The sequence below is a fragment of the Agarivorans sp. 2_MG-2023 genome (assembly GCF_030548085.1).
Classification (GTDB): Bacteria; Pseudomonadota; Gammaproteobacteria; order Enterobacterales; family Celerinatantimonadaceae; genus Agarivorans.
Window position 1 is genome coordinate 111,356 of sequence record NZ_JAUORQ010000012.1, and the last position, 14,042, is coordinate 125,397.

At 43.7% G+C, this 14,042-nt stretch carries 11 protein-coding genes; 5 read left to right on the forward strand and 6 right to left on the reverse strand.

Features of this window, described 5'->3' with window-relative positions; translation table 11 throughout:
* Positions 1–141: 141 nt before the first annotated feature.
* From Q4549_RS17435 to Q4549_RS17445, 3 genes are all read left to right on the forward strand, one after another.
* Positions 142–1,794, forward strand: coding sequence for a tetratricopeptide repeat-containing response regulator (locus Q4549_RS17435; protein ID WP_303516049.1), 1,653 nt, complete (start codon positions 142–144; stop codon positions 1,792–1,794).
* Between the two features lie 151 nt (positions 1,795–1,945).
* On the forward strand, positions 1,946–2,926 hold the full coding sequence (locus Q4549_RS17440; protein ID WP_303553642.1) for an ion channel: 981 nt from the start codon (positions 1,946–1,948) through the stop codon (positions 2,924–2,926).
* 118 nt (positions 2,927–3,044) lie between these two features.
* The gene (locus Q4549_RS17445) at positions 3,045–3,524 is read left to right on the forward strand and encodes an FKBP-type peptidyl-prolyl cis-trans isomerase (RefSeq protein WP_303553641.1); all 480 of its coding nucleotides are present in this window, start codon (positions 3,045–3,047) and stop codon (positions 3,522–3,524) included.
* 60 nt (positions 3,525–3,584) lie between these two features.
* Here Q4549_RS17445 and Q4549_RS17450 read toward each other — a convergent pair whose 3' ends face one another.
* From Q4549_RS17450 to Q4549_RS17475, 6 genes are all read right to left on the reverse strand, one after another.
* Positions 3,585–4,820, reverse strand: coding sequence for a cystathionine gamma-synthase family protein (locus tag Q4549_RS17450; protein WP_303553640.1), 1,236 nt, complete (start codon positions 4,818–4,820; stop codon positions 3,585–3,587).
* Positions 4,821–4,897: 77 nt separating this feature from the next.
* On the reverse strand, positions 4,898–6,040 hold the full coding sequence (gene iadA, locus Q4549_RS17455; RefSeq protein ID WP_303553639.1) for a beta-aspartyl-peptidase: 1,143 nt from the start codon (positions 6,038–6,040) through the stop codon (positions 4,898–4,900).
* Between the two features lie 54 nt (positions 6,041–6,094).
* On the reverse strand, positions 6,095–6,814 hold the full coding sequence (locus tag Q4549_RS17460; protein ID WP_303553638.1) for an ABC transporter permease: 720 nt from the start codon (positions 6,812–6,814) through the stop codon (positions 6,095–6,097).
* Between the two features lie 9 nt (positions 6,815–6,823).
* The gene (locus tag Q4549_RS17465; RefSeq protein WP_303553637.1) at positions 6,824–7,522 is read right to left on the reverse strand and encodes an ABC transporter permease; all 699 of its coding nucleotides are present in this window, start codon (positions 7,520–7,522) and stop codon (positions 6,824–6,826) included.
* A 57-nt stretch (positions 7,523–7,579) separates the two neighbouring features.
* Entirely contained in the window at positions 7,580–8,344 is a 765-nt protein-coding gene (locus Q4549_RS17470; protein WP_137672633.1) for a transporter substrate-binding domain-containing protein, read from the reverse strand.
* 59 nt (positions 8,345–8,403) lie between these two features.
* Positions 8,404–9,165: an ABC transporter ATP-binding protein gene (locus Q4549_RS17475; protein WP_303553741.1), complete on the reverse strand. Its 762-nt coding sequence runs from the start codon at positions 9,163–9,165 to the stop codon at positions 8,404–8,406.
* Positions 9,166–10,026: 861 nt separating this feature from the next.
* Here Q4549_RS17475 and Q4549_RS17480 point away from each other — a divergent pair.
* Complete coding sequence (locus tag Q4549_RS17480) at positions 10,027–11,568, forward strand: DUF3360 family protein (protein ID WP_303553636.1); 1,542 nt, start codon at positions 10,027–10,029, stop codon at positions 11,566–11,568.
* A 127-nt stretch (positions 11,569–11,695) separates the two neighbouring features.
* The gene (gene pflB / locus Q4549_RS17485; protein WP_137672630.1) at positions 11,696–13,978 is read left to right on the forward strand and encodes a formate C-acetyltransferase; all 2,283 of its coding nucleotides are present in this window, start codon (positions 11,696–11,698) and stop codon (positions 13,976–13,978) included.
* Positions 13,979–14,042 lie beyond the last annotated feature (64 nt).

Consider the following 14,042-nt stretch of genomic DNA (forward strand, 5'->3'; position numbering starts at 1 on the left):
GATTAATATTAAATCAATTCCGGCCAGTTTGGCAAGATCAAATAAACGATAGTATTACTCAACTAACTCTCTGCGCCCTTCTCTGCTTTAACCGAGATAAACTTATGCTAGGATAGCGAAAAGTGATCAGAAAACTCATAAATGGCAGCGCAATACAATTACAGCGGGAAGCAAATACTTATTGTTGATGACCAACGAGCGTTTCAGGTCATGCTTAAGGCTATGTTGCAAAATTTTGGCGCAAACGATGTTTTTTTTGCCAATACTGGCGAAGCTGCAGTAAGAGCCTGTCGTAAACGAAAATTTGACATTTTGTTGGTTGATTACAATTTAGGCACCGGCAAAAACGGTGGCCAATTACTTGAAGAGCTAAGAGTTAGCCAACTATTAGAAGTAGACGCTCTATTTTTTATCATTAGCGGTGATAACAACAAAAGCATGGTGTTAAGTGCGTTAGAGATGGAGCCCGATGAATTTATCACTAAACCTTTCTCGCAGTTTCAACTACATAATCGCTTAGCCAGAGCCCATGTTAAACGCCAAAGCCTGCGTGAAGTTTTCCAAGCATTAGCGAAGAAAGACTACACCAAAGTCATTGAGCTATGTGATCAACAGATTGAAGCTGAAAGTCGCTACACTAATTATTGCCGCAACATGCGGGTAGAGGCTCAAATTGCCTTAGGTGAATTTGAAGCCGCCAAAGTGGCTCTCGAAACCATACTCGAAGAACGCAAACAAACTTGGGCTAAGGCAACACTTGGCCGAGTGCACTTGTTACTTAAAGACAATAAAAGCGCAATTAATACACTTAGCCGTTCAGTAACCGAAAGCCCGCTATTGCTTACTGGTTACGACTGGTTAGCCCGCGCCTATCGCGCCGAAGGCGAAACCGACAAAGCATTGGAAACAGTGCTTAAAGCCTCAAAGCTGGCAGTAAACAGTATCGAACGCCAACAGTTGTTGGCCGAACTGGCCATGGAAGCAGGTGACCTTACCTTAGCTAAAGAAACCTTCTCTACCATTTTACAGTTAGCGCGACGCTCCATTCACCGTGGTCCACATCATCTATGTAATTACGTTCGTAGCCTGATTGATGAAGCTCAGAATGAAGATGACTTATACCGTAAAAACCGCCTGCTACAAGAAGTAAACTCGGTGCTATTTCACGCCCGCCGTGAAGAAGGTAAAGACGAAGACTTTAACTTTGACGCCTTTGAAGGCATTAGCCAAGCTCGTGTGCATGCTACTAAAGGCGAAATGAACAAAGCCAAGCGCTTACTATTTGATAGCCACGAAGGCTTGTTAGAAGAACCCAGTAAAGTAAGCGGCGAACTGTTACCCGATACCTTTCTAACGTTGAACTCAGTGGGAGAGTTTGAATATGCGATGCCCTTTGCTGAAGAGTTAGAAAAACGAGCAGATATAGACCCGATTTCACTCTCTTCGGCCCAAAAAGTACTGAGAGCTGAAGATTTTGAATTGAAACTCGGCCAGTTCCGCGAATACAACAAAATGGGTATCGAGGCTTACGAAGAGAGTCGCTACATTGAAGCCACTAACTTCTTTGACAAAGCGCTCCAAGTGGCTCCTGGCAACACTGGTGCCATTCTCAACAAGATCCAAGCAATACTTAAACAATTAAACCAATCACAAAAAGGCATTAGTGGCCAACTGCTCACCGACTGCAAAACCACAATTAAGCTGCTCGACGGCTTGAAACTCAACGATAACCACGCCGAACGTTACTCAACCCTGAAAAGTGAGTTTCAGCAACTAGGTAGCAAAAACAAATAGCCATTGCTCAACAATAAGCACCGCCAAGGTACTTAACATGCTAGTGCTGCCATGCTCGCAAAATCCCGCTTTTGCAATACACTTATGATTAAGCAAGCTTAAAAACTAGCTAATAATCAGTTTGTTGGTAAGCGACAGGAAATTACAAGCAATGGCGAAATGCTCTGAATGTTTATATCAAGACAGCTCTGGTGCAAACTGTACAGAGCCAGCCTTAAGCAGTGGTTTGTGTTTTTGGCATGACCCAGACGAAGATAAAAGCGGTGACGAGATAAAAGAAAAGCTCGAAAGCTACGCGAAACGCGGCGGAATGTTGCGTGGTATCAGTTTAAAAAAAGCCAACCTAGCAGGCATCGATTTAGTCAATTACAACAATAAACAAGGCTACGACATGACCGGCGTAGACCTTTATCGTAGCAACCTAAGAGGTGCCCACTTATTTAACATTAACCTGCAACACGGCAGCTTAATGAAAGCCGACCTACGTGATGCTAACCTCAATCATGCCAACCTAACCAAAACCAACTTGCTGGGTGCAAAAATGGACTTGTGCAAATGCGACAGTCTTTGTGTGGGAGAAAAAGTGCTGCAAGAACAGCTTGGCAGCGCTGCAGAGAAGCAGCAAGACAAAGATGCAATGGCAGATTACTACCAGCAGGCCGAAGAAGTTTACCGCTGTTTACGTAAAACCGCAGAATCAGAAGGCTTATTTACCACCGCAGGGATATTTCTAAAAAAAGAACTCACCATGCGCCGCTACCAAATGCCCAAATACTCTTATAAGCGCGCCATCTCAAAACTGGTGGATTTGGTGTGTGGTTATGGCGAGCAACCAATGAGGGTTGTACTTACCTCGCTACTAATTATTTTAAGTTGTGCAGTGGTCTACTTTTTTACCGGGATTCATTTTAACGGCAATGTTGTATCTTTAGACTTAAGCCAAAGCCTTGGACGCAATATTGTCGCGTTTTTTGAGTGTCTGTATTACAGCGTGGTCACCTTTACCACCCTTGGTTACGGCGACTTTACCCCAGTAGGTTTTTCACGTATTTTTGCCGCTATTGAGGCCTTTAGCGGGAGTTTTATTATTGCGCTTTTTGTGGTGGTATTTGTAAAAAAAATGACCCGCTAACCACCCTAGAAAAAACCACAGCAAATCAATCTACAAAAATGAAGCGTTTTGGCTTAGTCTTAGGCTAAGCTTTCCGCTAATCATTGATTAGCAATAAAAACAGAGAAGGATCAATACATTGAAATTTGTTGTGCTGGCGGTGCTGGCGATATTTGTAATCTTGTTTATTTTACGCGCCAATAACAGCGCGAAAGCCACTAAACAAAACCGCCAATTAGGCCAAGATTTCTTAAGTAAAAACGGCCAAGAAGACGGCATTATTACCACAGACTCCGGCCTGCAATATAAAGTATTGGAAGATGTGGTTAATAGTGATGAAAAGCCATCGGCCAACAGTACCGTAACGGTACATTATCATGGCACCTTATTGAGCGGACTGGTCTTTGACAGCTCAGTTGATCGCGGCCGCCCAGCTCAATTTCCTTTAGGTCAAGTAATTGCCGGCTGGACAGAGGGTTTGCAATACATGAGTGCAGGCGAAAAATTCCGTTTTTTCATTCCTAGTCAACTGGCCTATGGCGACCGCAGCGTGGCTTCTATCCCTCCGGGTTCAACCCTGGTTTTCGATGTAGAGCTCATCTCCATCGACACTAAATAAATTCCATTAAAAAAGCCTTGGCATTGCCAAGGCTTTTTTATTCAAACAATCACTACCAAACTAAAACTGCGCAAGCGCTTGAGAAAAATCAGCCAGCAAATCTTCGGTGTCTTCGATACCAATAGAGCAGCGGATCATTGTTTCACTAATACCAGACTCTTGGCGAGCAGCTAAGCCCATTTCAAAATAGATAGTTTGAGCTACCGGCAAAGCGAGTGTGCGATTGTCACCAAGGTGGGTAGCATTAATCACAATTTCAGTTTTATCTAAAAATTCTGCACAATCAATTCCGTCAACTAAATCAAAACTCACTAATGCGCCAAAATGCTTGAACAAGTCATTTGCACGCTGATGCTGCGGATGTTGTTCCAGACCAGGGTAATACACCTGGGCCACTTTAGGGTGAGCGTCTAACATCTTAGCTAAGGCTAGCGCATTGGCACATTGGCGCTCCATACGTAACGCCATTGTCTCCGCACCCACCGATAATAAATGAGCCGTTTGCGAACAAAGGGCGCCACCAAAGTCACGCAGGCCTTTTTTCTTAATCTGATTAATGCCCCACATTTTAGGGTCACCGCTACGATAACCTTCAAATATGTTGGGGTAATTCGTCCAATCAAATAAGCCAGTATCACTTACCGAGCCGCCTAGCGCATTGCCATGGCCACCCACGTACTTGGATAACGAAGTAACGATTAAGCTAGCGCCCACGGTTTTTGGCTGGAACAAATAAGAAGACGTTAGGGTATTGTCTACCACGTAAAGTAAACCACGTTGCTGGCAAAGCTCGCCGATACCCGCTAAATCAACAATTTGAGTTGCAGGGTTAGCAATGGTTTCTACAAACACCATTTTGGTGTTAGCTTGGCAAGCCTGTTCTACCGCATCTGCATCGGTGGCATCAACCAAAGTAACTTCGATTCCGTAACCTTTTAAGGTGCCAAAAATGCTGCTGGTATTGCCAAATAAGAAGCGGCTAGCAACAATGTGATCACCCGCTTTTAGCAGAGTAAGAAATACTGTGCCAATTGCCGCCATGCCTGTGCCAAATACTAAGCAGCCTATACTGTCATCTAACATGGCAATTTTGCGCTGCAGGTAATCTAAGGTAGGAGTAGATTGACGAGCATAAGCATGCCCTACTTGTTTGCCTTGAAATACATCAACTAAATCTTGTGTGGCGGCATATCCATAAGGCACTGAGTTATGAATAGGTGCATGTACTGCACCGTCTTCTACACCAGCTAAGCGGTCGCAATGTACCAACTGGGTAGTAAATCCTTTAAACGTCATAGGGCTACTTCTGCTAAAAATCCAATTGAAGCTATTATGCCCTAGCCCTTAGCCAAAAACGACCCGAGGCACTTGGCTTATTTAGCCCAAATACTCTGGCCTTTAGCAATCACTTGCTTGATCTCTAGTGTATCGGGGTTCAATACCACCATGTCGGCGTCAAATCCCTTGGCAAGCTGACCTTTATTAGTAAGCCCCAGAATCTTAGCAGGGTTGGCACTGATCACCGACAAAGCAACCTCTAGAGGAACATCATAATCCTGAACAGCTTGCCTCGCCGCTTCATACAAACTCTCGAGTTTACCGGCTTGCATGCCCACTAATTCGCCTTCTGAATTGAACAGAGGCAAACTCGCATTGGCGTCAGAGCTAAAGCTCACCCGTTGCCAATCTAAGCCCTTATCAACAATGGTTTTGAGCGTTTGAGGACAACTTACCTCGCCTTCTTCGATAAACTGAGGAATAGTACTGGTAGTGAAATCGATGGCTCCGCCTTCATTCAAAAAAGCTAATGCGTCGTTAAACAAGGCTTGATTGCGATTGCAATGTGTAGGGTAAAGCTGAGTGATTGATAAGTCGGATTGCTTAATAATCTCTCTTAACATGCTCAGTTTGCCTTTACCGTCACCAACATGGAAAAAACTGATGCCCTTTTTACCTGCCAATAAGCCAGCAACACGCGCTTCGGCGGCCACTTCAATAAAGGCTTGAACCGAGGCTTGGCTGGCTCGGTGGTCGGCAATAGCAATTTCACCCACCCCAATCATTTCGGGAATGAGTACGATATCTTGCTCAATCGAGCCGGTGATGGTTTTCACTGGCAAATGATAAGAGCCAGTGTAGCAATAACAGCTTAAACCCTGCGCCGTTAACTCACGTGCCTTTCCCAACACTTGTGCGGGGCTACGGGTGACACTATCGGTACCTAAGGCACCGACCAAAGTGGTCACGCCTGTTGGCGCAGCTTCATCAAAACTTAACTCAGCGGTACGATAAGCAAAACCACCCTCGCCGCCACCGCCAGTAAAATGCACTAGCGCGTCAACAAACCCCGGCGCTAAAATTGCGCCAGCCAAATCCAAGGTGGAAAACACAGCTAGATTACTTTTCAGCTCTATGTGTGGAGCAATTTCAGCAATTTTTCCATTGGCGATCAGTAAGTCCATTTTACCCTTTGGACTTGGCGAATAGAGCTGAGCATTTTTAAGCAGAGTAAGCATGATGTGATTCTTGTTGAGCTGATAAACAAAAGGGGCTTTCGCCCCTTTCAATAATTAACTTAATGGCCGTAAATGGCGGTGCCAACGTTTTTCCCACTGCTTAAATCCAAACACCAGTAAAAAAGTGACACAGAGATAAATCAATGCAGCAAAAGTGAATGCTTCAAACGGCGCGTAATACTTGGCATAAACATCGCGAGCGGCACCAGTTAAATCAATAATAGTAACAATGCTGGCAATCGAGCTAGCGTGCAGCATAAAGATGACTTCGTTGCTGTAGGCGGGTAATGCTCTACGTAAAGCACTAGGCAAAATAATACGCGTCATCGCTTTAGCGTCAGACATACCGTAAGCTTTAGCTGCTTCAATCTCGCCACGTGGCGTCGCCACAATCGCGCCACGGAAGATTTCGGTGGTGTAGGCAGCCGTATTCAGCACAAAGGCCAATAAACATGGATAGAAGGCTTCTCGCACAATTGGCCAGAACATCGACTCTTGAATGCCTTCAATGTAGGTTACGCCGTAATAAATTATATAGAGCTGAATCAACAACGGCGTACCACGAAATACATAAGTAAATAGCCACACACTGCGACTAACTAACAGATTATCTGAGGCGCGAAGAATGGCTAGCGGTACCGCCAGAATCAAACCCAAAATCAATGATAAAAAGACTAACTGCACGGTCATAACTAAACCGTCCCAATAGCCTAGAACCGTGGTGAGGGTGAAGATGTCGTTGTTGGCGAGTAAGTTTTCGATAGATTCATACATAATAATCGCCTACCTTACCGTTCCAGCGCTAAATCGAATCTCTAAACGCTTGAGGAAAATTTCAGACACACTGGTCAGCGCAAGATAAACAAATGCTACCGGTATAAAGAATAAGAAAGGTTCATGCACTGCACCAGCAGCCTCTTTAGCTAAGCGGACCATGTCAGCTAAACCAATCACCGACACTAAGGCAGTGGTTTTAACCAGCACTAACCAATTATTACCAATCCCCGGAATAGCATGACGCATCATTTGCGGCACAGTAATTCTACGGAACACTTGCATGGCACTCATCCCGTAAGCCTTGCCTGCTTCTATCTGGCCGTTATCTACCGCTAAAAATGCTCCGCGAAAAGTTTCTGCCATATAAGCGCCAAAGATAAATCCAATGGTTGTTACGCCAGCGACAAACTCATTAATATTTATGTAGTATTCAATATCAAAATTGTCGTATACCCAATCAGAAACAGCATTAACGCCGATTTGAGCACCAAAGAAGATGAGTAGCATTAACACCAAATCAGGTACACCGCGAATAATGGTGGTGTAAGCCACAGCGATAAAATTCGCAATTCGATTTTTAGATAAACGCGCTACCGCGGCTAACATCCCTAAAGCCAATGCTACCGCCAATGATAAGAAGGCCACTTCGATAGTGATAATTGCCCCCATAAATATGGAAGGGCCGTAACCATGAAGATCTAACATAATGAGTCTCTTAGAAAGTTAACCCGAGCATTGCTCGGGTTAATGGTAGTGCAAGGCTTACTTTTTAATACTGTATTCGAAGTATTTGTCGTTAATTTTGTCGTAAGTACCGTTAGCTTTAACTGTAGCTAAGGCTTTATTGAACATTTCAATCAATTGGCCGTCACGCTTACGTGCAGCTACACCAACGCCTTCACCCAATTGTACGTTGTCGCCAAGTACTTTAAATTCAGCACCCTTCTCTACTTCAAGAATAGTACTTACACCTACAGGGAAATCGATAACAACAACGTCCAAACGGCCGCCGTGTAAATCAACCACTAGGTCATCACCAGTAGTGTAACGTTTAATGTCAGCAACTTTTGAGTAGTTGTCGGTAGCGTAAGTATCTTGAATAGTACCGCGCTGAACACCTACACGTAGCCCTTTAAGAGTGTCTGGCTTGGCAGGATCAACCGCGCTAGCTTGAGGGCCAAAAAAGCCGGTAGGCGTGTTGTAGTAAGCCTCTGAGAATAGTACTTTTTTAGCGCGTTCTTCGTTAATAGACATTGATGAGAAAATCGCATCATATTTACGTGCTAACAAACCTGGAATAATGCCATCCCATGCCTGAATAACCCACTCACACTTCACTTTCATTTCTTCACAAACCGCATTACCTAGATCGATTTCGAAACCAGTTAGAGAGCCGTCTGGCGCTTTATACTCAAATGGTTCGTAAGGCACGTCTACTGCTAAACGTACAACTTCCCAATCTTTTGCTTCAACTGCAGTGGTGCTTAGTGCAATAGCACCGATCATCGCGACTAGTGTTTTTTTCATGTGTTACTCCGTGTTGTTTGCTTTAAGCGAATAAACGCTTGTCTTCCATATTTATAATTTTAGTATTTTGGCGCTAGAAATTGCTTCATACGCTCAGAATCTGGGTTTTCAAAAACTTTTTTCGGTGAGCCTCGTTCTTCAACAATACCTTGATGGAGAAACAGTACTTGGTTAGAGACATCACGTGCAAAGGCCATTTCATGAGTAACCACTAACATGGTGCGGCCTTCTTCTGCCAAGCTGCGCATCACTTTAAGCACTTCGCCCACTAATTCAGGGTCTAATGCAGACGTAGGTTCATCAAATAGCATCACTTCGGGGTTCATTGCTAGCGCACGAGCAATCGCTGCGCGTTGCTGCTGACCACCCGACATGTGCGCGGGGTAGTAATCTTTACGATCGTACAAGCCAACCCGCTCTAACAAACTTTCAGCGTGCTCTGTGGCTTCTTTTTTGGGGATACCTAATACGTTAATGGGTGCTTCAACAATGTTTTCTAATACCGTCATGTGTGACCACAGGTTAAACCCTTGGAACACCATTGAGAGCCGAGAACGAATCCGTTCAACTTGCTTATTGTCGGAAGGTAAGCGTTCACCGTTACGCAAATGCTTAAAGCCAATTTGCTCACCATGAACCAAAATTTCGCCTTGAGTGGGGATCTCAAGTAAGTTCATACAACGTAGAAAAGTACTTTTACCAGAGCCCGAAGAGCCAATAATAGAAATTACGTCGCCTTTGTTTGCTGTAAGGTCAATGCCCTTTAGTACTTCATTATCACCAAATACCTTGTGGATATTTGAAGCTTCTAGTGCAGCCACTTCACTCATAGTTATTTTTTTACCTTGTTAATGACTGCTAGCAGCAACCATGCCTAATTCCTGAGGCGCGTACGATTGTTAAATCATTTGTTACACGTTCAACCCAACAAAAAGTATCACCGCAAAAGACAAAACTCAACATTTTATGGGGCATCTAGCGCTCTTATGATTACAAAACACCCTAATAAGCCAAATTGTCAGCATCTTTATATTCAAGCAGATTGCATAGTTATATGCTCACAAGCCAAGCTAGCGCATTTATTTTCAGTTTTAGAATTTTAGCTCAAAATTTTAGCTTATTAAGGTTTTTGCGGGTGTGAGCTAATACGCCCCAAAGAATTGTTATTTTTTTGTAAAAAGAAGCCTGTGTTAGAAGTCTATTTAAGTGACTTAGCTCTCAATCTAACAACCACAACTTTAGTAAGTAAATTACAGAATAATCAGAATTAAGCAGAATTTCATCCCGCAAAACCCACAAAAAAGTAGTAAAATTACACAAATTATGGGCTTTTTTGATGTAGATCAAATTCCAAAACTTGCTTACTTTGATACAATTTCGCTAACTAAAGTAGAAGGCAGATGTTGTGGTAGCAAACAGCAAAAGAACGGACATAGCAAACAGCGCTTCACCGCTTAATCGTCGCCGTATTTTGTATTTCTTTAATGTTTCTTTACTACAGTTACCCACTGCACTTTTTACGCTAAACTGCATGCAGTTATTTCACTTTTTATACTCACTATCCTTATATGTTGTTCGTCCTGTTGAGACGATTATCGCCAGTGAGAAGGATCTCAGGCTTAAAGCTACTTAATTTAAGCATCTGCGATTAATCAGTTTTTATTTTTGTTTTTGAGGAAACTATGTCTAGTAACAACCACCAGTCTCAAGACGAAGAGCTGAGTTATTCCGAAGCACACCGCCCTGCTTCTGAATTTGAAACTCGCTCTGACTACTTAGACCACGAACTACAAATCATGAAACCTCGTCGCTGGGGTTTAAATTTACCAGGTCGTGACTTCCGCTTTGAATGGGAAGATTTGGTTCCAGCCATTGCCGGTACTATTGGCATTATCGCCATGTACTCTGCAGTAATGATGGCTTGGGCAGACGGATTAACCGAGCGTTGGGATCACATCAACCTAGGTACTGAGTTCGCCATTGAAGTGGCGCGAGTAGAAATGCTTATACCTGCATTGCTGTTCTGTGTATTGGCCTCTGGAATATTTAATCCACGGGCGAACTTAGCCGGTAACCACGGCCCAATGATTCCATTAATTGGCGCGATTGCTTTAGCGGGTGCTCACCCACTGGCCTTAGCGATTCTGTTGGGCGTATTCGGCTTACTATTAAGTTTCTTTAAAGGTGGTTCTAAACTGGTGAACTTAACCAGTGAAGGGGTAGCCGGCGGCTTATTAGTGTTCTTAGGTTTTGGCGGCACCATGTCAATGATTGGTGACATTCAATCATGGGCTAAAGGGCTAGAATCAGTTGATGCAGGCATTGCAGCAGGCGAAATGGGTTATGTGGGCTTAGTGGTATTAGCCGCTACCATCGTGCTGTACGCATTCTTAGCTAAAGTGGGTAAGCGTTGGTTAGCTATTCCAGCTTGTGCGGTAATGGGTCTAGTGATTGCCTTAGCTTTTGGTGCTGGTTTCGACCTTACCTTTAAAACAGAAATGGGCTTACCAAACCTAAACCCTGTTTACTGGTGGGGCTCTACTGAGCAAGGTTGGCAGTTAGGTTTACCTAATGCAGAACACTTTATTGCTTCATTACCGTTCGCTATTTTAGCGGTAGCAATGTGGTCTCCTGATTTCTTAGGCCACCGTATTTTCCAAGAGTTAAACTACCCACGCGGTACAGACAAAGTACTAATGGATGTAGATGACACCATGACGACCTGTTCTGTACGTCAAATCGTAGGTACAGCAGTAGGTGGCGGTAACATCACGTCTAGCTGGGGTACGTACATGATTCCTGCAGCCATTGCTAAACGCCCAATTCCTGGCGGCGCAATTTTGCTAGGTTCATTGTGTATCATTATTGCAATCTTAGGTTTCCCAATGGATGTGGCTGTATGGCCTCCAGTAATGAAGATTGCATTATTAGTAGGTGTATTCTTACCGTTATTAGAAGCCGGCATGCAAATGATTAAAGATACTAAAGATTCACAATCTGCTGGTATATGTATCTTTGCAGCTGCAGTAACTAACCCAGTATTGGCTTGGGCTCTAACCATGTTACTTGATAACAATGGTTTGATTGGTGATAAAGAACGTCCGAAGAAACTATCGTTTGCGGACCGTATCATTATCCCAGCATCAGTATTGTTGATTTGTTTTGTCGCCATGATGGCGGTAGGTATGTTGGAAGGCAAATACGGCATTCCAGCACTACTATAGAGTTAAAGTTTTTTACCTCTTGGAACAAGCACTATACTTGTTCCAAGAACAGACAATAGCGGCATTATCGCTATTGTTTAAACCATAGAATATTCATTTGTATACCAACTTATAGGTGGGACAAAAAATGGCAGAGAAGAACGATGTTTTTGCTAGTGCTTGGGCAGGCTTTACAGCCGGCGAATGGCAAAATGAAGTTAACGTTCGTAGCTTTATTCAAGCTAACTACACTCCATATGAAGGCGATGAAAGCTTTCTAGCTGGCGCCACCGAAGCTACGGATCAGCTTTGGGACAAAGTTATGGAAGGCATTAAAGAAGAAAACCGCACTCACTCGCCGGTAGACTTCGATACTTCAGTTATCTCAACCATCACTTCTCACGATGCGGGTTACATCAACCAAGATCTTGAGACAATTGTTGGTCTTCAAACTGAAGCGCCACTAAAACGTGCGATTATCCCTAACGGCGGTATTCGTATGATTGAAGGTTCTTGTAAAGCTTACGATCGCGAATTAGATCCAATGGTAAGCAAGATTTACACAGACTACCGTAAGACACATAACCAAGGTGTATTCGACGTATACACTGGCTCTATTATGAAATGCCGTAAGTCTGGCGTTTTAACTGGTTTGCCAGATGCATATGGCCGTGGTCGTATTATTGGTGATTACCGTCGCGTAGCACTTTACGGTATTGACTTCCTAATGGCTGACAAAGTTAAGCAGCACCGCTCTTTAGAAGCTGACTTTGTAAACGGTTCAGATCTTGAAGCAACAATGAAGCTTCGCGAAGAGATCAGCGAGCAACACCGCGCTTTAGCTCAAATCAAAGAAATGGCAGCTAAATATGGTTGTGATATCTCTGGTCCAGCAACTACAGCTAAAGAAGCAGTTCAGTGGACTTACTTCGGCTACCTAGCCGCAGTTAAATCTCAAAACGGCGCTGCAATGTCGTTTGGTCGTACTACCACTTTCTTAGACGTATTCATCGAGCGCGACATCGCAGCTGGTACGCTAACTGAGTCTGAAGCTCAAGAGCTAGTAGATCACTTGGTAATGAAGCTACGTATGGTTCGTTTCCTACGTACTCCTGAATACGATGACTTGTTCTCTGGTGACCCAATCTGGGCAACAGAATCAATGGGTGGTATGGGTACCGATGGTCGTACACTTGTAAGCCGTACAGCTTTCCGTTTCTTGAACACACTTTACACAATGGGTCCTTCTCCAGAGCCGAACATTACTGTTCTATGGTCTGAGCAATTACCGATTAACTTCAAGAAATACTGTGCCAAAGTATCTATCGATACGTCGTCAATCCAGTACGAAAACGATGACTTAATGCGTAGTGACTTCGACAACGATGATTACGCAATTGCTTGTTGTGTATCACCAATGGTTGTTGGTAAACACATGCAGTTCTTCGGTGCTCGTGCCAACTTAGCTAAAACTCTTCTTTACGCAATAAACGGCGGTGTAGACGAGAAGCTTAAGATTCAAATTGGTCCTAAGTCTGACAAGATCACTGACGAAGTATTAAGCTACGACGATGTAATGGGTCGCTTAGACACATTCATGGATTGGTTAGCTGAGCAATACGTGACCGCACTTAACTGTATTCACTACATGCACGACAAGTACAGCTACGAAGCATCATTGATGGCTCTTCACGATCGTGACGTTCGCCGTACAATGGCGTGTGGTATTGCTGGTCTATCGGTTGCTGCTGACTCACTGTCTGCAATTAAGTTTGCTAAAGTTAAGCCTATTCGTGATGAAGACGGTATTGCTGTTGATTTCGATATTGAGGGTGACTACCCTAAATTTGGTAACAACGACGATAGCGTAGATGATATTGCTGTAGACCTAGTAAACCGCTTCATGACTAAGATCCGTAAGCTTAAAACTTACCGTGACGCGATTCCTACTCAGTCAGTTCTTACTATTACGTCTAACGTTGTATACGGTAAGAAAACAGGTACTACTCCTGATGGTCGTAAAGCAGGTGCTCCTTTTGCTCCTGGTGCTAACCCAATGCACGGTCGTGACGAGAAAGGTGCAGTAGCATCATTAACTTCGGTTGCTAAACTGCCGTTTGCTAACGCACAAGATGGTATCTCATACACTTTCTCTATCGTGCCAAATGCACTGGGTAAAGACGACGATACTCAAAAATCTAACTTAGCGGGTTTGATGGATGGTTACTTCTATCACAATGCTGACGTTGAAGGTGGCCAACACTTAAACGTTAACGTGATGAACCGCGAAATGTTAGTTGACGCAATGGAAAACCCTGAGAAATACCCTCAGCTTACCATTCGTGTTTCTGGTTACGCAGTGCGTTTTAACTCACTAACGCCAGAGCAACAACAAGACGTAATTACACGTACTTTCACACAAAGTATCTAATTGAACGTTAAGTAGTTCTGCTTAGCAGAGACTACGGTTATAATTAACCTTGCCCAAGTTTTTG

What these genes read in the sequence shown, in the direction of transcription:
- Q4549_RS17435 (WP_303516049.1), top strand. Translation starts at nt 142, where the DNA reads ATGGCAGCGCAATACAATTACAGCGGGAAGCAAATACTTATTGTTGAT.
- Q4549_RS17440 (WP_303553642.1), top strand. Translation starts at nt 1,946, where the DNA reads ATGGCGAAATGCTCTGAATGTTTATATCAAGACAGCTCTGGTGCAAAC.
- Q4549_RS17450 (WP_303553640.1), bottom strand. Translation starts at nt 4,820, where the DNA reads ATGACGTTTAAAGGATTTACTACCCAGTTGGTACATTGCGACCGCTTA.
- iadA (WP_303553639.1), bottom strand. Translation starts at nt 6,040, where the DNA reads ATGCTTACTCTGCTTAAAAATGCTCAGCTCTATTCGCCAAGTCCAAAG.
- Q4549_RS17460 (WP_303553638.1), bottom strand. Translation starts at nt 6,814, where the DNA reads ATGTATGAATCTATCGAAAACTTACTCGCCAACAACGACATCTTCACC.
- Q4549_RS17465 (WP_303553637.1), bottom strand. Translation starts at nt 7,522, where the DNA reads ATGTTAGATCTTCATGGTTACGGCCCTTCCATATTTATGGGGGCAATT.
- Q4549_RS17470 (WP_137672633.1), bottom strand. Translation starts at nt 8,344, where the DNA reads ATGAAAAAAACACTAGTCGCGATGATCGGTGCTATTGCACTAAGCACC.
- Q4549_RS17480 (WP_303553636.1), top strand. Translation starts at nt 10,027, where the DNA reads ATGTCTAGTAACAACCACCAGTCTCAAGACGAAGAGCTGAGTTATTCC.
- pflB (WP_137672630.1), top strand. Translation starts at nt 11,696, where the DNA reads ATGGCAGAGAAGAACGATGTTTTTGCTAGTGCTTGGGCAGGCTTTACA.